The 23,687-nt window shown below is 68.5% G+C and carries 23 protein-coding genes; 11 read left to right on the forward strand and 12 right to left on the reverse strand.

The genetic code is table 11. The features are described from left to right. The first annotated feature begins 40 nt into the window (after positions 1–40). Positions 41–883 carry a J domain-containing protein gene (locus ASD35_RS05840; RefSeq protein WP_056873938.1) on the forward strand — a complete coding sequence of 281 codons (843 nt, stop codon included), beginning with the start codon at positions 41–43 and terminating at the stop codon, positions 881–883. Position 884: 1 nt separating this feature from the next. Here ASD35_RS05840 and ASD35_RS05845 read toward each other — a convergent pair whose 3' ends face one another. Genes ASD35_RS05845 through ASD35_RS05855 form a run of 3 tightly spaced genes read right to left on the reverse strand, consistent with a single transcriptional unit; the run spans position 885 to position 4,649 of the window. Continuing rightward, positions 885–1,331, reverse strand: coding sequence for a hypothetical protein (locus tag ASD35_RS05845; RefSeq protein ID WP_157275397.1), 447 nt, complete (start codon positions 1,329–1,331; stop codon positions 885–887). 54 nt (positions 1,332–1,385) lie between these two features. Then, positions 1,386–4,094, reverse strand: coding sequence for a serine/threonine-protein kinase (locus ASD35_RS05850; protein ID WP_056873940.1), 2,709 nt, complete (start codon positions 4,092–4,094; stop codon positions 1,386–1,388). Positions 4,095–4,097: 3 nt separating this feature from the next. Next, on the reverse strand, positions 4,098–4,649 hold the full coding sequence (locus ASD35_RS05855; protein ID WP_056874608.1) for an ECF-type sigma factor: 552 nt from the start codon (positions 4,647–4,649) through the stop codon (positions 4,098–4,100). 221 nt (positions 4,650–4,870) lie between these two features. Here ASD35_RS05855 and ASD35_RS05860 point away from each other — a divergent pair, with 221 nt between their 5' ends. Further along, a complete protein-coding gene (locus ASD35_RS05860; protein WP_082579940.1) occupies positions 4,871–5,401 on the forward strand; it encodes a diguanylate cyclase domain-containing protein in 531 nt (176 codons plus the stop codon). Here ASD35_RS05860 and ASD35_RS05865 read toward each other — a convergent pair. From ASD35_RS05865 to ASD35_RS05890, 6 genes are all read right to left on the reverse strand, one after another. Beyond that, positions 5,398–6,120 (reverse strand): ABC transporter ATP-binding protein, encoded by a 723-nt coding sequence (locus tag ASD35_RS05865; protein WP_369819191.1) that lies wholly within the window; start codon positions 6,118–6,120, stop codon positions 5,398–5,400. The two genes, ASD35_RS05860 and ASD35_RS05865, sit on opposite strands and share 4 nt — an antisense overlap. Continuing rightward, positions 6,117–6,899 carry an ABC transporter ATP-binding protein gene (locus ASD35_RS05870; RefSeq protein WP_056873942.1) on the reverse strand — a complete coding sequence of 261 codons (783 nt, stop codon included), beginning with the start codon at positions 6,897–6,899 and terminating at the stop codon, positions 6,117–6,119. The genes ASD35_RS05865 and ASD35_RS05870 overlap by 4 nt, the downstream gene beginning before the upstream one ends. Continuing rightward, the gene (locus tag ASD35_RS05875) at positions 6,896–8,191 is read right to left on the reverse strand and encodes a branched-chain amino acid ABC transporter permease (protein ID WP_056873943.1); all 1,296 of its coding nucleotides are present in this window, start codon (positions 8,189–8,191) and stop codon (positions 6,896–6,898) included. The genes ASD35_RS05870 and ASD35_RS05875 overlap by 4 nt, the downstream gene beginning before the upstream one ends. Before the next feature lie 4 nt (positions 8,192–8,195). Beyond that, on the reverse strand, positions 8,196–9,155 hold the full coding sequence (locus tag ASD35_RS05880) for a branched-chain amino acid ABC transporter permease (protein ID WP_235538283.1): 960 nt from the start codon (positions 9,153–9,155) through the stop codon (positions 8,196–8,198). Positions 9,156–9,353: 198 nt separating this feature from the next. After that, positions 9,354–10,607: a branched-chain amino acid ABC transporter substrate-binding protein gene (locus tag ASD35_RS05885; protein ID WP_235538251.1), complete on the reverse strand. Its 1,254-nt coding sequence runs from the start codon at positions 10,605–10,607 to the stop codon at positions 9,354–9,356. An 82-nt stretch (positions 10,608–10,689) separates the two neighbouring features. Beyond that, complete coding sequence (locus tag ASD35_RS05890; RefSeq protein ID WP_056873945.1) at positions 10,690–12,336, reverse strand: 3-(methylthio)propionyl-CoA ligase; 1,647 nt, start codon at positions 12,334–12,336, stop codon at positions 10,690–10,692. Between the two features lie 191 nt (positions 12,337–12,527). Between ASD35_RS05890 and msrB the strand changes: the two genes are divergently transcribed. From msrB to ASD35_RS05910, 4 genes are all read left to right on the forward strand, one after another. Further along, positions 12,528–12,944, forward strand: coding sequence for a peptide-methionine (R)-S-oxide reductase MsrB (msrB, locus tag ASD35_RS05895; RefSeq protein ID WP_056873946.1), 417 nt, complete (start codon positions 12,528–12,530; stop codon positions 12,942–12,944). A 55-nt stretch (positions 12,945–12,999) separates the two neighbouring features. Further along, positions 13,000–13,632, forward strand: coding sequence for a septation protein A (locus tag ASD35_RS05900; protein WP_056873947.1), 633 nt, complete (start codon positions 13,000–13,002; stop codon positions 13,630–13,632). Further along, positions 13,629–13,904 carry a BolA family transcriptional regulator gene (locus ASD35_RS05905; RefSeq protein WP_056873948.1) on the forward strand — a complete coding sequence of 92 codons (276 nt, stop codon included), beginning with the start codon at positions 13,629–13,631 and terminating at the stop codon, positions 13,902–13,904. Before ASD35_RS05900 ends, ASD35_RS05905 begins: the two co-directional genes overlap by 4 nt. A 61-nt stretch (positions 13,905–13,965) precedes the next feature. Beyond that, positions 13,966–14,769, forward strand: coding sequence for a peptidylprolyl isomerase (locus ASD35_RS05910; RefSeq protein WP_056873949.1), 804 nt, complete (start codon positions 13,966–13,968; stop codon positions 14,767–14,769). Between the two features lie 46 nt (positions 14,770–14,815). Here the strand turns inward: ASD35_RS05910 and ASD35_RS05915 are convergent, their stop codons facing one another. Beyond that, positions 14,816–15,487 (reverse strand): ABC transporter ATP-binding protein, encoded by a 672-nt coding sequence (locus ASD35_RS05915; RefSeq protein WP_056873950.1) that lies wholly within the window; start codon positions 15,485–15,487, stop codon positions 14,816–14,818. A gap of 22 nt (positions 15,488–15,509) precedes the next feature. Between ASD35_RS05915 and ASD35_RS05920 the strand changes: the two genes are divergently transcribed. Further along, on the forward strand, positions 15,510–16,136 hold the full coding sequence (locus tag ASD35_RS05920) for an arylesterase (protein ID WP_157275398.1): 627 nt from the start codon (positions 15,510–15,512) through the stop codon (positions 16,134–16,136). Here the strand turns inward: ASD35_RS05920 and ASD35_RS05925 are convergent. Together ASD35_RS05925 and def are read right to left on the reverse strand one after the other, a co-directional pair. After that, positions 16,133–18,022, reverse strand: a complete 1,890-nt coding sequence (locus ASD35_RS05925; protein WP_056873952.1) for a DUF6600 domain-containing protein — start codon at positions 18,020–18,022, stop codon at positions 16,133–16,135. The genes ASD35_RS05920 and ASD35_RS05925 overlap by 4 nt on opposite strands. Positions 18,023–18,089: 67 nt before the next feature. After that, entirely contained in the window at positions 18,090–18,626 is a 537-nt protein-coding gene (gene def / locus ASD35_RS05930; protein WP_082579942.1) for a peptide deformylase, read from the reverse strand. Positions 18,627–18,677: 51 nt separating this feature from the next. Here def and ASD35_RS05935 point away from each other — a divergent pair, with 51 nt between their 5' ends. The 4 genes from ASD35_RS05935 to ASD35_RS05950 all read left to right on the forward strand — a co-directional run bounded on the left by ASD35_RS05935 (position 18,678) and on the right by ASD35_RS05950 (position 23,664). Next, positions 18,678–19,634, forward strand: coding sequence for an MBL fold metallo-hydrolase (locus tag ASD35_RS05935; protein ID WP_056873953.1), 957 nt, complete (start codon positions 18,678–18,680; stop codon positions 19,632–19,634). Positions 19,635–19,931: 297 nt separating this feature from the next. Beyond that, the gene (gene nirB / locus ASD35_RS05940) at positions 19,932–22,463 is read left to right on the forward strand and encodes a nitrite reductase large subunit NirB (protein WP_056873954.1); all 2,532 of its coding nucleotides are present in this window, start codon (positions 19,932–19,934) and stop codon (positions 22,461–22,463) included. A gap of 28 nt (positions 22,464–22,491) precedes the next feature. Further along, complete coding sequence (gene nirD, locus ASD35_RS05945) at positions 22,492–22,821, forward strand: nitrite reductase small subunit NirD (RefSeq protein ID WP_056873955.1); 330 nt, start codon at positions 22,492–22,494, stop codon at positions 22,819–22,821. Between the two features lie 30 nt (positions 22,822–22,851). Beyond that, positions 22,852–23,664 carry a formate/nitrite transporter family protein gene (locus ASD35_RS05950; protein WP_056873956.1) on the forward strand — a complete coding sequence of 271 codons (813 nt, stop codon included), beginning with the start codon at positions 22,852–22,854 and terminating at the stop codon, positions 23,662–23,664. Positions 23,665–23,687 lie beyond the last annotated feature (23 nt).

The following is a 23,687-nucleotide window of genomic DNA, read 5'->3' on the forward strand; positions in this document are numbered from 1 at the left end:
GGCCGTTCCCACGCCTGGGGCCGGGGCAGAATCGCGGCTCATGGCACGCACGGCGATCACCCGGCACGAACTGACACGGCGGCGTGAGCAGTTGCAGGACATGCGGCGCTACCTGGCCGTGCTGGAAGCCGACCACGACGGCGCCCGCGCCAAGCTGCTGGGCTTTCGGCTGCGCTATCTGGAGACGTTAGGCCCGCTGATGCGCGAGCTCGACGACCTGGAAGCCCAGCTGCACCAGGCCACTGCGCTGCTGTCCGAGGCCTTGAGGCGCCAGGGCGTCGATGCCCCGCTGCCGACCGCGCCGCGCGGCAAGCCCTGGCCCGACATTCCCGCCCTGCCCGAAGCGACGCCGCTGCCGCCCGAGCCCACCGGCCCGCTGACCGACCTGCCGCCACCCAGCCTGAAGACGCTGTACCGCCGCGCGGCCATGCGCTTCCACCCGGACCTCGCGCCGCCCGGCCCCGAGCGCGCCGTTTGCGAGCAGCGCATGATGGTCGTCAACGACGCCTACGAACGCGGCGACCGGCCGTGCCTCGAAACCCTGCTGCTGGCTGCCGGCGAGCTGCCGGAGAAGGTCATCGGCGGCCCGGCCGACGCGGTGCGCGCCTGGCTGGGGCTGTGCGAGCACCTCGTGCAGGGCCGCATCCGCGTCGTGCAGGCGCAGACGGCGCTGCTGCACGGCCTGCAGATGCATGAGTTGCGCATCGCGATCGAACGCGCGGAGGCCGGCGGCATGCGTCCGCTGGACATCATGGCCGCGCGGCTCAGGGCACAGATCGCGGAACGGCGGCAGGAGCTGTACATCGGGCAGCGCCTGCAACCCGATTCGGACCTGGCACAGAGCTTCGTGAAGCAGCGCCAGGCGCGAATCGGCGGCCGCTGAATCAGCTGCCGGTGTCCGGCGTGTCGTTCTGCGTCTGCGGGTCGGCGCTTGGGTAGAAGTTCACCATGTCCCCCTTGTCGTCGACCTGCGCGAACAGCAGCACGACGCCACGGGTCGTGTAGTTGTTCGCGCCCCATGGCACGACGACACTGTCGACCCACGCACTGCCGGACTGCGCGCGGGTGGCAGGCAGATAGTTGTAGGGGCTCATCGTCGGGTCGTTTCCGACGGTCTTCGCGGCCGCGCCCACCAGGCGGAGTTGCTCGCCGTCCACCGTCGTTTCGGCGAAATTGATGGCCAGTTCGCCGTCCTGGCCCCTGGGCGTCGATGTTGTGAGCGGTGTATCCGGCGGCACCACCGCACCGGTACCGTCGACATAAGTGCACTGCGAAAGGCCGCCGGCAGTGCTGGTGACTGTCACGGTATAGGGAGGGACGAAAGTGGCCACGGAAACTCCTTTGGGTTGGGAATGAAATGCCCGGTCGACTTGAAACGACGCGGGTCAGGAACCTCGCTGGCGCTGCAACCAGTCTTGAGCGGAAAGCCAATCCCGCCGCTCCGCGGCTCGCGGATCCAGGCATGTGCGCACTTGAAGCCATTGGTGCGTCAGCTCGGCATGCGACTGCAGCCAGCCTTCACGAAGCTGCAGCAGCCCATCGGCCTGGCGGCACGCAGGCTCGCTGGCAGCCCTGTCGGCGGCATGGCGCTCGGCCTTCAGCAACTGCAGGCGCACGGCCGCGTTCAGCGTCTGCAAAGGCACGCTTTTCGGACGCTTGGCGATCATTGCCGACAGGCGCTCTTCGGTTCGCGGAATGGTCTCGTCCAACGCGTCGCAGCCAACCGCCGCGCAGCCGGCTGACATCAGGTCGAGCAGCTTGATCCGCCTTGGCAACCAGCCATCCAGCGGCGGTTTGCCGGGGCGCAGGCCGTCGAGTCTTTCCAGCAATGCGGACGCCAGTCGTGCCCGGGCAGACGATGACAGGTTCGGCGCCTGGGCGAGCAGATCGGCATCGATCTCAAGCGCCATGAAGGCCCAGCTGACATTGGCGGGATCTCCTTGCCGCAGCCGATCCGCGGCGATCTTGGCGCGGGTCAGGATCGGCGCAGCGTTCCGTCCCGCCACCATCTGGACGTGACCCAGCTGATAGAGCAGGCTGGCTTCCCGCTTGAGCCACTCGAGATCGGCGGGATGCTGCTCGCGCAGCGCCTGGACAGAAGGCAGCGCGCGCTCAAAGGTTTTGGCTGAGCTTTCATACCGGCCCGTCTGCTGCAGCAATGCGCCCAGCCAGCTGACGGTGTCGCTCCAGTCGCTGCGCAGACCCGGATCGTCGGGTCGGCGGGCGAGTACCGCCTCCTTGAGCTTCAGGGAGTGACGGAAAGCCCGTTCCGCCTCGGCGAACTGGCCCTGCCCCAGGCGCAAGCTGCCCAGGCTGTTCTCCGCATAAGACAACTCCAGTTGCGCGTCCGCGCTGCCTGCTTCCGTCTGCAGCCACTTCGCGCTCACGTCGCGATAGCGCGTCCAATAGGTCTCGGCCTGTTCGAGCTGGCGTTGGCGAAAGAACACCTCGCCCTGCCAGAACGCCACAGCGCCCTGGGCCTTGCGCCAGGCCGCCGTCATGCCGGCCGCCGGTGGATCGCCTTGCAGCAGCCCTGCGGCGGCTTCCAACGGTTCCTGCGCCGCCTCGAGGTCCCGCTTGGAGACCCGAACCTCGCCGATCACCGTCAGCGCCTTGGCCCGCTGCAGCCGGTCCGCGGGACTGGGCGCGTCGCTGCCGTCCAGCACCTTCAGTGCCTTGCCGCCCACGCTGTCGAGCAGCTCCAGACGCCCGATGGGCCTGAGCTTGTCGGCAAACTCGCCGAGCATGTAGCTGAGCACGTCCTCGGCCTGCTGGCGGCGCGCCTGCGCCTGCTGCTCGGCCTGTTCGGCGCGATAGGCCTGCAACACGCTGACTGTCGTCAGGGCGACGAGCGCCAGCACGGCGGCAGAGCCCGCAGCCACCGCCAGTCGGTGCCGTCGCACGAAGCGGTTCAGCACATACAACCGGCTGTCCGGCCGCGCGCGGATGGGCTCGTGGGCCAGCCAGCGCTGCAGGTCGTCGGCCAGTGCCTGCGCGTTGGCGTAGCGCTCCGCGGGCGACTTCTTCAGCGCCTTGGCGACGATGGTGTCGAGGTCGCCGCGCAGCTCGCGCGCGTGGTCGGCGATGACGGCGTCGTCCTGCCCGGCGGCCACGTCGGAGAGCCGCCGCGGCACATGCTCGACGACGGCCTTGAGCCGGTCCAGTTGCGTCTGCGTGTCGTCGGCCGTCGGGTGGCTGCCGCCCAGCAGCAGGTAGAGCAGCACGCCCAGGGCGTAGACGTCGGTGGCGGTGGTGACGTCGGCCTGCTGCACCTGCTCGGGCGCGGCGAACTGGGGCGTGTAGGCGCTGCCGGCGCGCTGGGTGAGTTCGGTGGCCGCCGCGCCGTGCGTGGCCTGCGTGCTGTCGTCCAGCAGCTTGGCGATGCCGAAGTCCAGCAGCTTCACTGCGCCCTCGGGCGTCACGAGGATGTTGCTGGGCTTGAGGTCGCGGTGCAGGATCAACCGTGCATGCGCGTGTGCCACGGCGGCGAGCACGTCCAGGAACAGCCGCACGCGGGCCTCGACCTCCAGCCGCCGCTGCCGGCAGTAGGCGTCCAGCGGCTGGCCGTCCACGTACTCCAGCACGAGGTAGGGCTGCTCGCCATGGTGCAGGCCGGCATCCAGCAACCGCGCGATGTGCGGGTGGGACAGGCGGGCGAGGATCTGCCCCTCGCGCGCGAAACGACCCGCGTCACCGCGGCCGAGCAGGCCGGCGGTCAGGAACTTGACCGCCACCTGCCCCTCGAAGCGGCCGTCGGCACGGCGCGCCAGCCAGACCGTGCCCATGCCGCCCTGCCCCAGCTGGCGCTGCAGCACGTAGGGGCCGATGGCCTGGCCGGTCATGTCGGCGGGCGGCTCGTCGTCAGGCACGGACCCCGGCGCCTCTTGCCATCGGGCGGGGACGGGCTCGCTCAGGAAGCCCTGTTGCTGCAGCTCCGCGGAACGCCCCAGCAGGCGCTGCAGCTGCGCGGCCAGCTCGGCGTCCTCGGCCCGGATGTGCGCCAGGCGCGCCTCGCACGCGGCCGGTTCGAGGTCCAGCAATTCATCCAGCAGCGGGCTCAACGCCATCCAGCGCTGCTTGTCCACGGCGTCCACGGCTCAGGCCAGGCTCATGGACAGGAAGAGACGGGCCTTCTGCCAGTCCCGCTGCACGGTGCGTTCGGTCACGCCCAGCGCCTCGGCGATCTCCTGCTCGAGCAGCCCGCCGAAATAACGCATCTCCACCACCTGCGCCAGCCGCGGCTCCAGTTGCGCCAGCTCGTCCAAGGCCTCGTGCACGCGCAAGACGTCGTCATCGCGCTGGGGCGTCAGCTCGGCGATGGCGGTGTTGAGCGTCAGGTGCTCCTGGCCGCCGCCGCGGCGCTCGGCCTGGCGGGCACGGACGAGGTCGATGACCACCGACCGCATCGCCTGGGCGGCGTACGCCAGGAAGTGGCGCCGGTCGGGGAAGTCCTTGCCCTCGGTGCCGCTCAGGCGCAGCCAGGCTTCGTGCACCAGGGCGGTGGTGTCCAGCAGCGTCAGGTCACCCGCGCCGCGCACCTGCCGGCGCGCGATGCGCCGCAACTCCGCGTAGAGCTGCGCCACCACCTGGTCGGCGGCAGCGCGGTCACCCAGCCGGGCGGCCTGCAGCAGTTGGGTGATGTCGGGCATCACCTCACTCTAGCGGCTGTTGGCGCCGGCCATCAGCGATGGCGAACACGGCCGCCCCTGGCGATCAAAAAAATTCTGACGCCATGTCGGGTTTGCCGGCCGGCCTGCGTTTTGACAAATGAGGGCCGCGCTTCGCGAACCGCCGGGGAGGCCGGCGTTGGATCGGAAGGCGGGACGCGGGCCGGCCCTCACCCACTGCCGCATCGTTCAAGGAGTCCTCCATGTCCCAGCCCCAACGGCTCGCCGACCCGACGCCGCCGGAGCTTCGCCCAGCTCCCCAAGCCGACGTCCCCCGCGTCGGGACGCTGGAGGCCGTGGGCCTGCAGCTGTCGCGCCACGTGGCGCGCTCGCGCCGGCAGGGCAGCCGGCTGACGGTCATCTGGATCGAGGCGGCGCTGCATGCGCGCCGCGGAGCCCCATGGCCGGACGGTGCGCGCGAGGCCTTGATGCAGGCGCTGAGCCGGCGGCTGCGCAACCGGGTGCGCGGCAGCGACGAGGTGCTGCAGGTCGGCGACGACAGCTTTGCGGTGGTGCTGCCACTGGCCGGCGTGGCGGAAGCGGTGCTGATCGAAGAGCGGCTGCAGCAGGCATTGCGCGGCAGCTACGGCGTGGACGGCATGCTGATGCAGTCGGCGCTGCACATGGGCTCGGCGACCTTCCCGGACGTCGGCCGCAGCGGGTTGGAGTTGGCGGCGCTCGCGCGCCACAACTGCCTCGCCGCCCACGCCGCAGTGCGGCTCGTGCCGGCCTAGACCTCCAGCCACTCCTTGCGGATGTAGGCGTTGCCGCGCAGCTCCGCCGGCGTGCCTTCGAAGACGATGCGGCCGTGGCCCATCACGTAGCAGCGCTCGGAAATCTCCAGCGCGATGGCGAGCTTCTGCTCGACCAGCAGCACCGCGATACCGCGACGCTGGAGTTCCTTCAGGTACTCGGCCACCAGTTCGACGATCTTCGGCGCCAGCCCTTCGGTGGGCTCGTCGATCATGATGAGGTCGGGGTCGCCCATCAGCGTGCGGCAGAGCGTGAGCATCTGTTGCTCACCGCCGGACAGCACGCCCGCCTCGGTGTGCTGGCGCTCCTTGAGCCGCGGGAACATCTTGTACATGTCGTCGAAGCCCCAGCGCGCGCTTTTCCCTTTGCCGTTCGCGCCGCTTTTCTGCCCCAGCAGCAGGTTCTGGTGCACCGTCAGCTTGGGGAAGATGTCGCGGTTCTCGGGGACGTAGCCCAGGCCCATGTGGGCGATCTCGTACGCCTTGCGGCCGACGAGTTCGACGTCGCCAAACTTGACCGAGCCCTTGGCATCGACCTGGCCCATGATGGTCTTGACCATCGTCGAGCGGCCGGCACCGTTGCGGCCCAGCAGGCTGACGATCTCGCCCGGGTTGACCTGCAGGCTCACGCCGTGCAGCACATGGCTCTTGCCGTAGAAGGCGTGGACGTTGTCCAGCTGGAGGATGCGTCCGTTGCTCATGCTGCCGCCGATGCTGCTTGTTGATCGGCCAGCACCGAACCGAGGTAGGCCTCCTGCACGCGCGCGTTGGCGCGCACCGCCTCCGGCGTGTCGAACGCGATGACCTCGCCGTAGACCAGCACCGCGATCTTGTCGGCCAGGCCGAAGACGACGCCCATGTCGTGCTCCACGGTCAGCAGCGTCTTGCCGACGGTCACGTCGCGGATCAGCTGGATGAATCGCTTGGTCTCGCTCTTGCTCATGCCGGCGGTGGGTTCATCCAGCAGGATGCAGCTGGCGCCGCCGGCGAGGGTGATGCCGATCTCCAGCGCCCGCGCCTCGGCGTAGGTGAGGTTCATGGCCAGCACGTCCCGGCGTTTGTCGAGCTTGATCATTTCCAGGATCTGCTCGGCGCGGTCGTTGGCATCGTCCAGGTCGGCCAGGAACTTCCAGAACGCATAGCGGTGACCCAGGCTCCACAGCACGGCGCAGCGGATGTTCTCGAACACCGACAGCCGCGTGAACAGGTTGGAGACCTGGAAGCTGCGTGCCAGGCCCAGGCGGTTGATCTCGTACGGTTTCTTGCCGGCGATGCGCTGGCCATGCAGCAGGATCTCGCCCGTCGTCGGCGCGAAGCGGCCGCTGATCAGGTTGAACAGCGTGCTCTTGCCCGCGCCGTTGGGGCCGATGATGGCGACGCGCTCGCCGGCCTGCACGGCCAGGTTGGCGCCGCGGATGATCTCGCTCTTGCCGAAGCTCTTGCGCACGTCGCGCAGTTCGAGGGCGTAGGTGGTGCTCACAGGCTCTCCCTCCGCTTGATTTCCTTTTCGATGTCTTCCTGGATCGCGCCCCATTGATGGGCGTAGTGGCGGCGCGCCACCTCGAACAGGCCGATGCCGACCACCATCAGCCAGCCTGCGCCGAACCAGGCGTCCACGCCCGAACTGTTCAACGTCGCGCCCATGAAGCGCAGCTCGGGGCCGAGCGCCTCGTTGAGCTGGCGGTGGTAGAGCATCTCGATCATGGCCGCCGCGCCCACCAGCGCCGCAAGCGCGGCGCCGCCCAGCGCCAGGTACGACGTCCAGATGCGCCCCAGCTTGCCGAAGGCCGCCACGCGCAGGTTCATCAGGATCAGGCTGGCAAAGCCGCCCGGCGCGTACATGACCATGAAGAGGAAGACCAGGCCGAGATAGAGCAGCCACGCGCTGGTCAGCTCGGACAGAAGCACCAGGGCAATGACCATCAGCACGGCACCGATGATGGGGCCGAAGAAGAAGGTCGCGCCACCGAGGAAGGTGAACAGCAGGTAGGCACCCGAGCGCGAAGCGTGCAGCACCTCGCCGTTGACGATCTCGGTGTTGATGGCGCCCAGGCCGCCCGCGATGCCGGCGAAGAAGCCGGAGATCGTGAACGCCATGAAGCGCACCCAGTGCGTGTCGTAGCCGACGAACTCGACGCGCTCCGGGTTGTCGCGCACGGCGTTGAGCATGCGGCCCAGCGGCGTGCGCGTCAGCGCGAACATCGCGGCCGTGCAGATGAAGCAGTAGACGGCGACCAGGTAGTAGACCTGGATCTGCGGCCCGAAGGTGATGCCCATGACCGGCTTGCCGATGACGCGGTTGCTGGACACGCCGCCCTCGCCGCCGGAGAACTCCGGCAGCATCAGTGCCAGCGCGAACACCAGCTCGCCGATGCCCAGCGTGATCATCGCGAAAGGCGTGCCGGCCTTCTTCGTCGACACATAGCCGAGCAGGGCCGCGCAGACGAGGCCGGCGAAGCCGCCGACCAGCGGGATCAGGCTGACCGGCAGACCCAGCGTGCCGGCACCCGCCATGTTCAGCGCATGGATGGCCAGGAAGGCGCCCATGCCGCTGTAGACGGCGTGGCCGAAGCTCAGCATGCCGCCCTGGCCCAGCAGGATGTTGTAGGCCAGGCAGGCGATGACGCCGATGCCCATCTGCGTGAGCATGGTCTGCGCGAGGCCGCTGGTCCAGATGCGCGGCGCGACGAGCAGGATCAGCGCGAAGAAGCCCCAGACGATCCAGCGACCGACGTTGTAGGGCTTGAAATGAAAGTCCTTGGCCTTGCTCATGGGCTCAGTCCTCCCGCGTACCGAGGAGGCCCTTGGGCCGGAAGATCAGGATCAGCACCATCAGCAGGTAGGGCAGGATCTGTGCGACGTCCTTCAGCGCCAGGCGCAGCACCGGGTAGCCAGGCGTTTGTGGCGTCACGGTGAAGCCCAACGCCGTCAGCGCGGTGGCGAGCGAGCCGTCGATGGTCAGCGGCAGGGTCTGCAGCAGCCCGACCACCAGCGAGCCGACGAAGGCACCGGCCAGCGAGCCGATGCCGCCCACCACCACCACGACGAAGATGATGGCGCCGATGAAGGCGGCCATGTTGGGCTCGGTCACGAAGGTGATGCCGCCGATCACGCCAGCCAGGCCGGCCAGTGCGCAGCCGCTGCCGAACACCAGCATCAGCACGCGCGGCACGTTGTGTCCCAGCGCCTCGGCCATGTCGGGGTGGGTCAGCGAGGCCTGGATGACGAGGCCGACACGGGTGCGAGTCAGCAGCAGCCACAGCGCCACCAGCATCAGCAGCGCCACGACCATCATGAAGGCCTTGGTGAGCGGGAAGTTGGAGCAGGACGCCGCCGCGCAGATCTCGGGCGCCGCCTTGCCGAGCATCAGCGACATGCCCTGGACGGGGTGTGACACGATGGTGAAGGCCGAGCCCTGCAACTCGGGCGGTGGCGTGAACGGCACCGCGGTGCGGCCCCAGATGAGCTGCACCAGCTCCAGGATCACGTAGGACAGGCCGAAGGTGATCAACAGCTCGGGCACGTGGCCGAACTTGTGCACCCGACGCAGCGCCAGCCGCTCGAAGCCCGCCCCCATCAGCCCGACCGCCAGCGGCGCCAGCAGCAGCGCCGGCCAGAAGCCGACGACGCCGGTCAGCGTGTAGGCGACGTAGGCGCCCACCATGTAGAAGCTGGCGTGCGCGAAGTTCAGCACGCCCATCATGCTGAAGATCAGCGTCAGGCCCGAGCTCAGCATGAAGAGCAGCAGGCCGGACGACAGGCCGTTCAGCAGGTTGATGAAAACTTGATCCAAGACTGCCCCTTCGGAAACCGCGCTCCCGGCTGAGCCGGGTTGCGTCACGAGCGCGCCGAAGTCGGGTTCGGGACGCGCAGCCGTACACCCGTACGGCGAGCATCACGAGCCCGAGATCGGCTCGCGCAGCAGCAAGACGGCTTAGCCGGGCCGTTTCATTTGGCAGGAGGTGGGGGTCGACGACACATAGGTCTCGAACTGCTTCACCGGCGCCAGCGTCATGCCCGTCTTCTCGGGGCTGTACGGGTACTTAGCATCGGCCTTCTGCCAGACCGAGATGAACAGGGGCTGCTGCAGCTGGTGGTCGCTCTTTCGCATCGTCACGTCGCCGTTGAAGCTCTTGACCGTGAGGCCTTCCAGCGCAGCGGCGACCTTGACCGGATCGGTCGACTTGGCGTTGGCCATCGCCTGGCTCAGCATCGTGTAGATGTGCTGGATGCTCAGCGTGTACATGTCGTCGTTGAACTTCTTGTTGTACTCGTCGGCATTCTTCTGCGCCTCGCCGCCCATGTTGTAGTGGCTGTAGGCCACCTGGAACACCCGGCCCGCGCCGCCCGTGCCCAGCGCCGTCGGCGTGCCGGTGACGCCGGTGTAGTACGTGAAGAACTTGCCGTTGTAGCCAGCCTCGTTGGCGGCCTTGACGAGCAGCGCCAGGTCCGAGCCCCAGTTGCCGGTGATGACGGTGTCGGCGCCACTGGCCTTGATCTTGGCGACGTAGGGCGCGAAGTCGCGCACCTGGGCCAGCGGGTGCAGGTCCTCGCCGACGATCTGGATGTCCGGGCGCTTGCGGGCCAGCGTCTCCTTGGCGAACTTGGCGACCTGGTGGCCGTGGGCGTAGTTCTGGTTCAGCAGGAAGACCTTCTTGACGTCCGGCTGGTCCTTGATGAACGACGACATCGCTTCCATCTTCATCGACGTGTCGGCGTCGAAGCGGAAGTGCCAGTAGCTGCACTTGCTGTTGGTCAGGTCGGGGTCCACCGCCGAGTAGTTCAGGTAGAGGATTTCCTTGCCCGGGTTGCGCTCGTTGTGCTTTTGCACGGCGTCGGACAGCGCCAGCGCGACGCTGGAGCCGTTGCCTTGCATGATGTAGCGGATGCCCTGGTCGGCCGCGGCCTTGAGCAGGTTCAGCGACTCGGCCGGGCTGAGCTTGTTGTCGAAGGTGACGATCTCGAACTTCACGCCCGCCGGGTTGCTCTTGTTGAACTTCTCGCCGAGGAACTGGAAGGTCTTGACCTGGTTCTGGCCGACCGGTCCCATCAGGCCGGACAACGCGTCGATGTAGGCCAGCTTGACCGTCTCGCCCTTCTGGGCATGCGCGGCGCCGGCCGCGAGCGCGAGGGCCGCGGCGGCCGCCAGCGTGCGCATGGTGAAGCGGGCCGAATTGATGTCGAACATGCTTGTCTCCTGGGTTGTGGCTTTGTGTGGCGGAACTTAATGCAGCGAGGTCGCAATGACGTTGCGGGCTTACCCGCGACGTTCAGGCGCTGGGGAGCACATGATTCAGGAACTGCTCGCGCAGCTTGAGCTTCTGCACCTTGCCCGTGGCCGTGTGCGGGATCTCGGTGACGAAGGCGATGTCGTCGGGGATCTGCCATTTGGCGATGCGGCCCTCGTAGAAGGCCAGCAGCTCCTCGCGGGTGACGGCGGCGTCGGGCTTCTTCACGACGACCAGCAGCGGCCGCTCGTCCCATTTCGGGTGGCGCGCCGCGATGACGGCCGCCTCGTGCACGGCCGGGTGCGCCATCGCGATGTTCTCGAGGTCGATGGAGCTGATCCATTCGCCACCGGACTTGATGACGTCCTTGCTGCGGTCGGTGATCTGCATGAAGCCGTCGGCGTCGATGGTGGCCACGTCGCCGGTCGGGAACCAGCCTGGCTGCCCATCCACACTGACCAGCGGCGACTCGTCATGATTGAAGTACTGGGAGATGACCCAGTGGCCGCGCACCACCAGGTTGCCGGCGCTCTGCCCGTCCCACGGCAGCGAGCGGCCCTCGTCGTCGATGATGGCCATGTCGACGCCGTAGATGACGCGGCCCTGCTTCTCCAGCAGGCGCTGCTGCTGCTCTGCCGGCAGGTCGAGCTGGCGCGTGGTCAGCTTCGACAGCGTGCCCAGCGGCGACATCTCGGTCATGCCCCAGGCGTGGATGACCTCGATGCCGAAGTCCTGCTGCAGCGACTTCATCATGGCCGGCGGGCAGGCGGAGCCGCCGATGACGGTGCGCTTGAAGGTGGAGAACTTCAGGTTGTTGGCCTTGACGTAGTTCAGCAGGCCCAGCCACACCGTCGGCACACCGGCGCTGAAAGACACCTTCTCGCCCTCGAACAGCTCGTACAAGCTCCTGCCGTCCAGGTGCGGCCCGGGCAGCACCAGCTTGCAGCCGACGATGGCCGCGCTGTAGGGCAGGCCCCAGGCGTTGACGTGGAACATCGGCACGACTGGCAGGATGACGTCCCTGCCGGAGCAGTCCATCGCGTCCGGCAGCGCCGCGGCATAGCCGTGCAGCACCGTCGAGCGGTGGCTGTAGACGGCGCCCTTGGGGTGGCCCGTGGTGCCCGACGTGTAGCAGATGCTGGAAGCGGTGTTCTCGTCGAACTGCGGCCAAGCGTAGTCGCCGGTCTCGGCGTCCAGCAGGTCGTCGAAGCACAGCAGGTTCGGGATTGCGGAGCTGGCCGGCATGTGCGGCCGCGAGGTCATCAACACGAAGTGCTGCACCGTCTTCAGCAGCGGCGCGATCTTCTCGACCAGCGGCAGGAAGGTCGCGTCGAAACAGAGGATGCGGTCCGCCGCATCGTTCGCGATCCAGACGATCTGCTCGGGGAAGAGTCGCGGGTTGATGGTGTGGCACACCAGCGCCGAACCCGAGCTGCCGTAGTAGATCTCGAGGTGGCGGTGGCCATTCCAGGCCAGCGTCGCGATGCGGTCGCCCGGCTCCGCGCCCAGGCGCGCGAACGCCTGCGCGGCCTGGCGCGAACGGCGCGCCACCTCACGCCAGTTGCTGCGGTGCAGGTCTCCCTCGACCCGCTTGCTGACGATCTCGGTCTCGCCCGAATGCCGCTCGGCGTGCGTCAGCAGCGACGAGATCAGCAGCGGATCCGACATCATCCGGCCCATCAATGCCATGCCTGTCTCCTGGCTGTTTTATCGATTCAGTCTAGTCCGCGGTTACAGACGATGAACGTCACAACCGCGACCTTCGGACCCCGGGGAAACACGGGGAAATCAAAGGGCGGGCCTCGCTCACTAAACTGCCGTACACGCTGGCCTTGGCCGTCCGGCAGCCCGATACCCAACCTCGAAGTCTTCCGTTCATCATGAGTGAATCCAGCAAGACCTACCCCGTCCAGAAGACCGATGCCGAGTGGCGCGAGCAGCTCGACCCCATGCAATACCAGGTGGCCCGCCAGGCGGCGACCGAGCGCGCCTTCACCGGCAAGTACTGGGACCACTTCAAGGACGGCCGTTACAACTGCGTCGGCTGCGGCACGCCACTGTTCGAGTCGGGCACCAAGTTCGATGCCGGCTGCGGATGGCCAAGCTACTGGGCGCCGGTCAACAGTGAGGTCATCGAGCGCGTCGTCGATCGCAGCCACGGCATGGTGCGGGTGGAGGTGCGCTGCAACAAGTGCGGCAGCCACCTCGGCCATGTCTTCCCGGACGGCCCCGAGCCGACCGGTGAGCGTTACTGCATCAACTCGGCCGCCATCGATTTCGTGAAAGACAATCCCTGAACTCGGGACGGACTGCCCGAGCGGAGCGGGTCGCTCCGTCCTCGACTGATTCCACATGAAACTGCTGCTCGACTTCCTGCCGCTGATCCTGTTCTTCATCGCCTTCAAGGGCGCGGAAGGCAACCCGGACGCGGCGGCCGCCTTCGCCACCCAGCATTTCGGCTTCCTGGTCCAGGGCGGCGTGGTCGGCCCGAAGGAGGCGCCGGTGCTGCTCGCCACCGTCGTCGTCATGATCGCGACGCTGGCGCAGGCCGCCATCCTCAAGCTGCGCGGCAAGAAGATCGACCTGATGCTGTGGATCAGCCTCGGCCTCGTCGTCATCCTGGGCGGCGCGACGGTCTGGTTCCACAACGAGACCTTCATCAAGTGGAAGCCCACCGGGCTGTACTGGGCCATGGCACTGACGCTGTGGATTTCACAGGCGTGGTTCGGCAAGAACCTGATTCAAAAGATGCTCAGCGCCGAACTGCCGCTGCCCGACGCGATCTGGGTGAAGGTCAACCGCGCCTGGGTTCTGTTCTTCGCGGTCATGGGCGTCGCCAACCTCTACGTCGCCTACAACTTCTCGACCTCCGCCTGGGCCAACTTCAAGGTCTTCGGCGTCACCGGGCTCATGCTGCTGTTCACGCTCGCCCAGGGGCTGTACCTGAGCAAGCACCTGCCGCAGGAAGAGGACGGCAAATCATGATCGCGGCCGAGATCGAGGCGCGCCTGCGCGCCGAGCTGGCGCCGCTGGCGCTCGCCATCCGAGACGACAGCGCCCAGCACGCGGGCCATGCCGGGGCGCGGGAAGGCGGCCACTTTCATGTGGCTGTCGTGTCGGATCGCTTTACGGGCCTGCAAAGATTGGCCCGTCACCGCCTCGTTTATCATTGTTTGTCTGACCTGATGCAGCGCGGCATTCATGCGCTGACGATCGACGCCCGCACCCCGGGCGAGTCCGCGTCAGGTCAAGCGTGATCGAACCCGCGCGCCCATCCCCGGGGCGCGATTTTTTTAGCCTGATCCACACCCCCATCCCATGAAGAAGTTTGCGCTCGCCGCCGTCGTCGCGGCCACCATCTCGGCCCTGCTGCCGGCTGCCGCAATCGCGCAGAACGTCGCCACCGTCAACGGCAAGCCCGTGCCCAAGGCGCGCGTCGAGACGCTGATCCAGCAGGTCACCAAGAGCGGCCAGCAGCAGCGCTCTCCCGAGCTGGAAGCCCAGGTCAAGGATGAAGTCGTGCGCCGCGAGATCTTCATGCAGGAGGCCGAGAAGCGCGGCATCCCGCAGAGCGCCGAGTACAAGACCCAGATGGACATGGCCCGCCAGATGCTGCTCATCCGCGGCCTGATGGAAGACTTCCGCGCGAAGAACCCGGTCAGCGACGCCGACGCGCAGGCCGAGTACGACAAGTTCAAGGCCGCCAACACCGGCAACGAATACCGCGCCCGCCACATCCTGGTCGAGAAGGAAGAAGACGCCAAGGCCCTGATCGCCCAGATCAAGGGCGGCGCCAGCTTCGAGGAACTGGCCAAGAAGAACTCCAAGGACACCGGCTCGGCAGCCAACGGCGGCGACCTGGACTTCGCCAACCCCAACAACTTCGTGCCCGAGTTCAGCAAGGCCATGACCGCGCTGCAGAAGGGCGAGATGACGCAGGAGCCGGTGAAGAGCCAGTTCGGCTATCACATCATCAAGCTCGAAGACACGCGCCCCGCCACCTTCCCCGCCTTCGACGACGTCAAGGCCCAGATCAAGCAGCGCATCGAGCAGACCAAGGCCGCCGAGTACCAGGACAGCCTGATCAAGAAGGCCAAGACCGACTACACCTTCAGCAAGTAAGCCCCCGGCTGAACGAACAAGCCCGCCGATCGGCGGGCTTTTTGTTTTATGCAGCGAGGCGCCCGGCCTCGATGCGCAACTGCCGCTCGCAGCGCGTGGCGATCTCGCGGTCGTGCGTCACGAGTACGAGCGTGGTGCCGGCTTCGCGGTTCAGCTCGAACATCAGCGCCATCACCTGGGCGCCGGTGGCGAAGTCCAGGCTGCCGGTGGGCTCGTCGGCCAGCAGCAGCGCCGGGCGCTGCACGAAGGCACGGGCCAGCGCCACGCGCTGCTGCTCGCCGCCCGACAGCACGCGCGGATAGTGTGAGAGCCGCTCGCCCAGGCCGACGCGGGACAGCATGGCCGCGGCCTGCTCGCGCGCCTCGCGGTCGCCGCGCAGTTCCAGCGGCAGCATGACGTTCTCCAGCGCCGTCAGGTTGGGCAGCAGCTGGAAGCTCTGGAACACGAAACCCAGCTCGCGCGCGCGCACGGCGGCCCGCTCGTCCTCGTTCAGCGTGAACAGATCCTGACCGCGCAACTTGACGGTGCCGCTGCTCGGCACGTCCAGCCCGGCGAGGATGGCCAGCAGCGTGCTCTTGCCCGAACCCGAGGCGCCGACGATGGCCACCGACTCCTGCGCAGTCAGTGCAAAGCTGATGTCATGCAGAATCGTCAGCTCCCCGGTCGCGTCGCGCACGCGCTTGGTGATCTGATCAACTTGGACAAGGACTTCGGGCATGTCGGGACTGCGGCGGCGGGCAATGGTGGCGCACTGTAGCGTGGGGCTGCTGGCCGGCTGGACGTCAGGGTCGATGGCTGCGGCAGCGGTCGAGGCGCCGGTGATCCTCGTCGTCGGCGACAGCCTGTCGGCGGAATACGGCCTCAAGGCCGGCGCAGGCTGGGTGGCGCTGCTGCAGGCCAGGCTGACCGAGCAGAAGAAGCCTCACCGGGTCGTCAACGCCAGCATCAGCGGCGACACCACCTCGGGCGGGCGCAGCCGGCTGCCGGCCGCGCTGCGCACGCACAAGCCGGCCATCGTCATCCTGGAGCTGGGCGGCAACGATGCGCTGCGCGGCCTGCCGCTGGCCAGCACGCGCGACAACCTGCTCGCGATGGCCCGCGCGGCGCAGGCGGCCGGCGCCAAGGTCGTCATCGTCGGCATGCAGGTGCCGCCCAACTACGGCGCCAGCTACGGCCGCGAGTTCGAGGGCCTGTTCGCCGACGTGGCCCGGCAGGCCAAGGCCGGCCTCGTGCCCTTCCTGCTCAAGGGCGTGGCCGACCGGACGGATGCGCTCGACTGGTTCCAGCCCGACCGCATCCATCCGCTGGCCAAGGCGCATCCGCAGATGCTGGACAACGTCTGGCCGGCGCTGAAGCCGCTGCTTTAGCGCTCGGCCTGCTTGTCGTTGCGGTTGTCGCGCGGCGGGCCCTGGCGCACCGGCACGCCGTCCTGGCGGCCGCGCTGAGGGCCTTCGCTGCGCGGCGGGGCCTGAACCTGTGGTTGCGGCTGCGGTTGCGGCATCTGCATGCGCGGCGGCTCGGGCTGGCGCATCGGCATCTCGACGCGGCGCGGCTGCTCCATCACCGGCGGGCGCTCCGGCATCTGCACGGCGCGCGGCAGCTCGGGTGCCGGCTGCGGCATCACGCGGCGCGGCTCCTCGCGACGTTCTTCGCGGCGCTCTTCACGACGCTCCTCCCGCTGCGGTTGGCCGCGCCACGGCATGTTGTCGCCACCGGCGCGCGGCTGCTGGATGGCCGGCGCGACGGGCTGCACCTGCGGCTGGGCCAGGGCCGGCATCGCCGGCTGGGGCGCCGGCGCATCAGGGCTGCGATGAGCCTCACGGCGCGGCAGCTGGTTGTCGCTGCGCCACCCCAAGCCAGGCTCGCGTTCGCGTTCGCGGTCACGCTGGCGCGGCAGGCCGGCCTCCGGCTGGCGCACCGGCGCGGGGGGCAGCACCGCGGCCAGGTCGCCACGGCCCGGTGCCGTCGGCAGCGGGCGGTTCCAGCCCGGCTCGGGCCGGCGATCGGGGCCGCGCACGGGCAGCGGCTGGATGCCCGCGCCAGGCGCCGGCAGCGTGCTGACCGCGGCGGGCACGTCGCGATAGCGATGCGGGCGCTGCACGGTGACCGGGTCGCGCAGGTCGCGCGGGTCGTTGATGCGGCTGATATAGCGCGGGCTGTGGCGGTAGGACGGGCGGTAGACCTCGCGCGGTGCCAGCGGGTACCAGCCATAGCGCGGCGGTGCGGGCCGGCCGCCGATGCTGATGCCGACGCTGACCGAGCCGCCACCCACCCAGCCGACCAGCGCCGGCGCGTAGACGGGGCGGTGCATGTACGGCCCCGGCGCCCAGCACCAGCGCCCGCCCCAGCTGACCCAGCGGCCGTAGTGGAAGGGCGCGAAGCCCCAGGGGGCGTCGTCCACCCAGGTCCAGCCCCATTGGCGGGACCAGGCCCAGCGGCCGTAGCGGTAAGGCGCCCAGTCGTGAACGACCAGCGTGGTCGGCACCCAGACGGCGCCGTACTCGGCCGCGGTCTCCCAGCGGCCGTAGCGGTCCAGGTCTTCGGCGCCGGTCATCTCGGGCGAGACGTAGCGGGCCACGGGCCGGTCGCCCTCCTCGCGGCTTTCGGCCAGCACCCAGTCGCCGAACGCATCGCTGTACAGCGGTGAACGCTCGGCGCGCGGGCTGTCGGGCCACCACAGCTCGACCTGCTCGCCGGTGCCCAGCGACACGGGCGCGGCACCGCGCGCCCAGTCGAAGCGCATGCGGCCCTGCCAGACGTAGACCTTGCTGCCGCGGTCGAGCTGCTCGACGCGGTACAGGCCCTCGCGCTCGGGTTGGGCCGTGCCCTCGCGGGTGCGCAGCCGTGTCTCGGCGGCGTTCTCGGGCGAGCGCAGGCGCAGTGCCACGTCGCCACGGTCCAGTTGCAGCAGGGTCTGGCCTTCGTCGAGCTGGCTCAACTCCAGGTCGCTGCGCTCGTCGACCCAGATGGTGGTCGAGCCGGCGCGCAGGCTGATGCGGGCGCGCTCGTCGGTGCGCACGCGGTCGCCCTCGCCGACCGTCTGGTTGCGTGTCAGCCGCGTCCATTCGCGGGTGTCCTGGTCGAACAGCCAGGCATCGCCGACGACGTCGACCACGCGGGCGGCCCGGGTCGGCGGGTCGCGGTCGGCGTCCTGGGCCTTGGCGGCCGGCACCAGGGCGACCAGCAACGTCAGCGCCAGGATGCGCCAGCGGCGGCGGGTGAGGACGAGCTTGGATTCAGCGGATGCGGCCATGGCAAGGCTCCTTTGCGGCAAGCTAACGCACGGGCCACTGCCGCGGTGCACGGCGCTTACAAACTTTTCAATCGTCGGCGTCCGGGGCCAGCTCGGGGAACAGCACCGACGTGAAGCCGAACCGCGTGAAGTCGGTGACGCGCATGGGGTAGAGGATGCCGTCGAGGTGATCGCACTCATGCTGCACGACGCGGGCGTGGAAACCCTCGGCGACGCGGTCGATCGGCCGGCCGTCGGCATCGAAGCCGCAATAGCGGATGCGCTCGTCGCGCTCGACGACGCCGCGCAGGCCCGGCACCGACAGGCAGCCCTCCCAGCCCTCGCTGCGGCCGCCGTCCAGCACCTCGATCTGCGGGTTGATGAGCACGGTGGGCGGGACCGGCGGCGCGTCGGGGTAGCGCACGTTCTTGTCGTAGCCGAAGATGACCAGGCGCAGGTCCACGCCGATCTGCGGCGCGGCCAGGCCCGCACCGTTGGCGGCGGCCATGGTCTCGAACATGTCGGCGATCAGCGCCTTGAGTTCGGGCGTGCCGAACCGGGTGACCGGCTTGGCCACGCGCAGCAGGCGCGGGTCGCCCATCTTCAAAATCTCGTGCACCGCCACCGGGCCTCCTTCGGCTATCGTGACCGGCGATTCTAGGAAGCCCTTCTCCTCATGCTTGATTTCATCGAAGACCTCGGCGACGGCATCTACGCCATCGACACGGGCTTCCAGCGCCCACGCTTCGACGCCGCCTACCTGATGGTCGAGGGCGGCCGCGCCGCCTTCATCGACACCGGCACCAACCACGCCGTGCCGCGCCTGCTCGCGGCGCTGAACGCACTTGGCCTGGCGCCGGACGCGGTGGACTGGGTCATCCCGACGCATGTCCACCTCGACCATGCCGGCGGCGTGGGCCTGCTGATGCAGGCCCTGCCGCGCGCCCGGACGCTGGTGCATCCACGCGGCCTGCGCCACATGGTGGACCCGAAGGCGCTGTGGCTGGGCGCGCTGGCCGTCTACGGCGACGAAGAGATGCAGCGCAGCTACGGCAAGCTGGTGCCCGTGCCGGCCGAGCGCGCCGAGGCCACGCACGACGAGCAGGTGGTGCACCTCGCCGGCCGGCCGCTGCGCTTCATCGACAGCCCGGGGCATGCCAGGCACCACCACGCGATCTGGGACGCGCGCAGCCGCAGCTGGTTCACCGGGGACACCTTCGGCCTGTCCTACCGCGCCTTCGACGTGAACGGCCGCGCCTGGATCCTGCCGACCAGCACGCCGGTGCAGTTCGATCCCGAGGCCTTGCGCGCCACCGTCGCCCGCCTGCTGGCCACTGCGCCGGTGGCGATGCAGGTCACGCACTACGGCCGCGTCGGCGGCTCGGTCGAGGAAGTCCGCCGCCTGGCCGCGTTGATGCTGGCCCAGGTGGACGAGATGGTCGCCCTGGCCGAGTCGCTGCGCGACGCGCCGGGCCGGCACGAGAAGCTCAAGGCAGGCCTGCTGGACGGCTATCTCGCCCGCTTGCGCGCTCACGGCCACGCGGCCGGCGCGCAAGCTGCGGAGTGGCTGGCGCTGGACGCCACGCTGAACGCGCAGGGCCTGGAAGTGATGCTGGACCGCGCGGCCCGCTGACGGGGCGGAGCGCCCCGCCGCGGTGCATCGCTCCGCACCGCGGCTGTGCCACCCCGGCGTGGTGCAAGGTCCCCCGTGGGTGACGCCCGTTTCAGGCCAGGCATGGCTCTTGCGATGTAGGGGGTGAGGTGCCGTGCGCAAGCCGGCCCCGAGCTTCAAGAAGGCATCGCCAATGGTGGCGAATCTCATCCCCCGGCCCCGACCGAGCAGCCCGCTGCTTGCGGGGCTTTCTTATTGGTACTCGACGGACAGGCCACCCGGCCACGGCCGGCGACGCCTGTTTCGCTAGAACTGACCATGCACATCGTCCTCATCGGCCACGGAATGGTGGGCCAGAAATTCCTCGAATCCCTTGCCGAAGGCGCCAATGCCGCTGAGGTGCAGGTGACGGTGCTGTGCGAGGAGCCGCGGCCGGCCTATGACCGCGTGCACCTGTCCGAGTACTTCTCCGGCAAGTCGGCCGAGGACCTGTCGCTCGTGCCCGCCGGCTTCTTCGAGAAGACCGGCTTCCAGCTGCGGCTGGCCGCCAAGGCCGTGGCCATCGAGCGCCGCGACCACAGCATCACGCTGGCGGACGGCTCCGTCATCACCTACGACAAGCTGGTGCTGGCCACGGGCTCCTACCCGTTCGTGCCCGCCGTGCCGGGCCGCGACCGCCCGCACTGCCACGTCTACCGCACCATCGAAGACCTCGAAGGCATGAAGGCCAGCGGCGCGGTGTCCAAGACCGGCGTCGTCATCGGCGGCGGCCTGCTGGGCCTGGAATGCGCCAAGGCACTGCGTGACATGGGCCTGCAGACCCACGTCGTCGAGTTCGCGCCGCGCCTGATGGCCGTGCAGATCGACGAGACCGGCGGCCGCGTGCTGCGCGAGAAGATCGAGGCGCTGGGCGTCACCGTCCACACCAACCGCAACACCGTCGAGATCACCGATGGCGCGATGGCCCGCCACCGCCTCGTGTTCAACGACGGCACCTGGCTGGAGACCGACATGCTGGTGTTCTCCGCCGGCATCCGCCCGCGCGACGAGATCGCCCGCCAATGCGTGCTGGCCATCGGCCCGCGCGGCGGTGTCGTCATCGACGACCAGTGCCGCACCAGCGACCGCAACGTCTACGCCATCGGCGAGTGCGCAGCCTGGAACGAGCAGACCTACGGCCTCGTCGCCCCCGGCTACGAGATGGCCCGCGTCGCCGCCCGCCACATCGCGGGTGACGCCGGAGCGGCCTTCCCCGGCGCCGACCTGTCCACCAAGCTCAAGCTGATGGGCGTGGACGTGGCCAGCATCGGCGACGCGCATGGCAAGACGCCCAAGTGCCGCAGCTACCAATACGTCGACGAGCGCAAGCAGGTCTACAAGAAGATCGTCGTCAGCGAGGACGGCGAGAAGCTGCTCGGCGCCGTGCTGGTGGGCGACGCGGCCGAGTACGGCACGCTGCAGCAGATGCAGCTCAACGGCATCAAGCTGCCGGCCGACCCGGAGTTCCTGATCCTGCCCAGCAGCGACGGCAAGGCCAAAGTCGGCATCGGCCCGGACGCGCTGCCCGACAGCGCCCAGCTGTGCTCCTGCAACAACGTCACCAAGGGCCAGATCTGCGCCGCCGTCGGCGAGGGCTGCACCACCATCGGCGACATCAAGGCCTGCACGAAGGCCGGCGCCACCTGCGGCGGCTGCGTGCCCTTGGTCACACAGGTGATGAAGTTCGAGATGGCCAAGCGCGGCATGGCCGTCAACAACCACATCTGCGAGCACTTCCCGCATTCGCGCCAGGAGCTGTACCACCTGATCCGCGTCGGCGGCATCAAGACCTTCAGCGACCTGCTGGCCAAGCATGGCAAGGGCCTGGGCTGCGACATCTGCAAGCCGGCCGCCGCCAGCATCTTCGCGTCGTGCTGGAACGACTTCGTGCTCAAGCCCGAGCTGGCCGCGCTGCAGGACAGCAACGACTACTACCTCGGCAACATCCAGAAGGACGGCAGCTACTCCGTCGTGCCGCGCATGCCGGGCGGCGAGGTCACGCCCGACGGCCTCATCGCCGTGGGCCAGGTGGCCAAGAAATACGGCCTGTACACCAAGATCACCGGCGGCGCGCGTGTCGACATGTTCGGCGCCCGCGTCGAGCAGCTGCCCTTCATCTGGGAGGAGCTGATCGCCGCCGGGTTTGAATCCGGCCACGCCTACGGCAAGTCGCTGCGCACCGTGAAGAGCTGCGTGGGCAGCACCTGGTGCCGTTATGGCGTGGACGATTCGGTCGGTCTGGCCGTCGAGATCGAGAACCGCTACAAGGGCCTGCGCGCGCCGCACAAGATCAAGTTCGGCGTCTCCGGCTGCACGCGGGAATGCGCCGAGGCGCAGGGCAAGGACGTCGGCATCATCGCCACCGACAAGGGCTGGAACCTCTACGTCTGCGGCAACGGCGGCATGAAGCCACGCCACGCCGAGCTGATCGCCAGCGACCTGTCCAAGGCCGACCTGATCAAGTACATCGACCGCTTCCTGATGTTCTACGTGCGCACGGCCGACCGCCTGCAGCGCACCAGCACCTGGCGCGACAACCTCGAGGGCGGCCTGGACTACCTGAGGGACGTCGTCATCAACGACAGCCTCGGGCTGGGCGCCGAGCTGGAGTCGCAGATGCAGGCCGTCGTCGACACCTACCAGTGCGAGTGGAAGACCGCCGTCGAGACGCCTGAAGTGCGCCAGCGCTTCCGCTCCTTCGTCAACAGCGACAAGAGCGACGAACACATCATCTTCGTGGAAGAGCGTGGCCAGATCCGCCCCGCGCGCCCGGAAGAGCGCGCCGAGGAAACCGAAGCACAACCCGCCTGAGCCTGACCCTGCAACCAAGGAGTACCGCATGAGCCAGACCTTCACCCCCATCTGCAGCGTCGACCAGATCCTGCCCAACACCGGTGTCGCCGCGCTGGTGGACGGCCGCCACGTGGCCGTGTTCCGCGTCGGAGAGAGCAGCTTCCACGCCATCGACAACATCGACCCGCGCTCGGGCGCCAGCGTGCTGTCGCGCGGCCTGGTGGGCAACCTGGGCGAGCGCATCGTCGTCGCCTCGCCGCTCTACAAGAACCACTTCGACCTCAGCACCGGCGAATGCCTGGAGGCGCCCGAGCAATCGGTGCGCGCCCACGCCGTGCAGGTGCAGGACGGCCGCGTGCTTGTCGCACTGAGCTGATCCGCCCCAAACCGCCAAAGAGAGACAAACATGGCCTACGTCGTCCCCACCGAATTCGTCACCAAGATGGTGGATTCGGGTGAATCCAAGCTGCTGATGTCCACCCGCGACACGCTGATCCGCTCCTACATGGCCGGGGCCATCCTGGCACTGGCGGCGGCCTTCGCGGTCACCGTCACCGTCAACACCGGCAACGCCCTGGTCGGCGCGATGCTGTTCCCGGTCGGCTTCATCCTGCTGTACCTGATGGGCTTCGACCTGCTGACCGGCGTGTTCACGCTGGTGCCGCTGGCCGTGCTCGACAAGCGGCCCGGCGCCACCTGGGGCGGCGTGTTCCGCAACTGGACGCTGGTGTTCTTCGGCAACTTCGCCGGCGCGCTGACGGTGGCGGTCTTCATGGCCATCATCTTCACGTTCGGCTTCAGCGAGGCACCCAATGCCGTCGGCCAGAAGATCGGCCACATCGGCGAGGGCCGCACGGTCGGCTACGCCGCCCACGGCGCGGCCGGCATGCTGACCCTGTTCGTGCGCGGCGTGCTGTGCAACTGGATGGTGTCCACCGGCGTCGTCGCGGCGATGATGTCCACCTCGGTGTCGGGCAAGGCCATCGGCATGTGGATGCCGGTCATGGTGTTCTTCTACATGGGCTTCGAGCACAGCATCGTCAACATGTTCCTGTTCCCGTCGGGCCTGATGCTCGGTGGCCAGTTCACCCTGATGGATTACCTGATCTGGAACGAGATCCCCACCGTCGTCGGCAACCTCGTCGGCGGCCTGACCTTCGTCGGTCTGTCGCTGTACTCGACGCACTACAAGACCGCACCGAAACGTGTGATCGTGTGAGCCCCTCGTCCGGTCGCGCCCCG

Origin of the sequence: Pelomonas sp. Root1444, from assembly GCF_001426885.1 — a bacterium.
Taxonomy (GTDB): Bacteria; Pseudomonadota; Gammaproteobacteria; order Burkholderiales; family Burkholderiaceae_C; genus Pelomonas.

Bases quoted from the DNA above. Each gene is read 5' to 3' on its own strand.
- ASD35_RS05860 (WP_082579940.1), top strand. From the start codon at position 4,871: ATGTCCCAGCCCCAACGGCTCGCCGACCCGACGCCGCCGGAGCTTCGC.
- ASD35_RS05890 (WP_056873945.1), bottom strand. From the start codon at position 12,336: ATGGCATTGATGGGCCGGATGATGTCGGATCCGCTGCTGATCTCGTCG.
- ASD35_RS05920 (WP_157275398.1), top strand. From the start codon at position 15,510: ATGGTGGCGCACTGTAGCGTGGGGCTGCTGGCCGGCTGGACGTCAGGG.
- ASD35_RS05935 (WP_056873953.1), top strand. From the start codon at position 18,678: ATGCTTGATTTCATCGAAGACCTCGGCGACGGCATCTACGCCATCGAC.
- nirD (WP_056873955.1), top strand. From the start codon at position 22,492: ATGAGCCAGACCTTCACCCCCATCTGCAGCGTCGACCAGATCCTGCCC.
- ASD35_RS05925 (WP_056873952.1), bottom strand. From the start codon at position 18,022: ATGGCCGCATCCGCTGAATCCAAGCTCGTCCTCACCCGCCGCCGCTGG.
- msrB (WP_056873946.1), top strand. From the start codon at position 12,528: ATGAGTGAATCCAGCAAGACCTACCCCGTCCAGAAGACCGATGCCGAG.
- ASD35_RS05905 (WP_056873948.1), top strand. From the start codon at position 13,629: ATGATCGCGGCCGAGATCGAGGCGCGCCTGCGCGCCGAGCTGGCGCCG.
- ASD35_RS05900 (WP_056873947.1), top strand. From the start codon at position 13,000: ATGAAACTGCTGCTCGACTTCCTGCCGCTGATCCTGTTCTTCATCGCC.
- nirB (WP_056873954.1), top strand. From the start codon at position 19,932: ATGCACATCGTCCTCATCGGCCACGGAATGGTGGGCCAGAAATTCCTC.
- ASD35_RS05855 (WP_056874608.1), bottom strand. From the start codon at position 4,649: ATGCCCGACATCACCCAACTGCTGCAGGCCGCCCGGCTGGGTGACCGC.
- ASD35_RS05840 (WP_056873938.1), top strand. From the start codon at position 41: ATGGCACGCACGGCGATCACCCGGCACGAACTGACACGGCGGCGTGAG.
- ASD35_RS05950 (WP_056873956.1), top strand. From the start codon at position 22,852: ATGGCCTACGTCGTCCCCACCGAATTCGTCACCAAGATGGTGGATTCG.
- ASD35_RS05910 (WP_056873949.1), top strand. From the start codon at position 13,966: ATGAAGAAGTTTGCGCTCGCCGCCGTCGTCGCGGCCACCATCTCGGCC.
- ASD35_RS05885 (WP_235538251.1), bottom strand. From the start codon at position 10,607: ATGTTCGACATCAATTCGGCCCGCTTCACCATGCGCACGCTGGCGGCC.
- ASD35_RS05865 (WP_369819191.1), bottom strand. From the start codon at position 6,120: ATGAGCAACGGACGCATCCTCCAGCTGGACAACGTCCACGCCTTCTAC.
- ASD35_RS05875 (WP_056873943.1), bottom strand. From the start codon at position 8,191: ATGAGCAAGGCCAAGGACTTTCATTTCAAGCCCTACAACGTCGGTCGC.
- ASD35_RS05915 (WP_056873950.1), bottom strand. From the start codon at position 15,487: ATGCCCGAAGTCCTTGTCCAAGTTGATCAGATCACCAAGCGCGTGCGC.
- ASD35_RS05880 (WP_235538283.1), bottom strand. From the start codon at position 9,155: ATGCTGAGCTCGGGCCTGACGCTGATCTTCAGCATGATGGGCGTGCTG.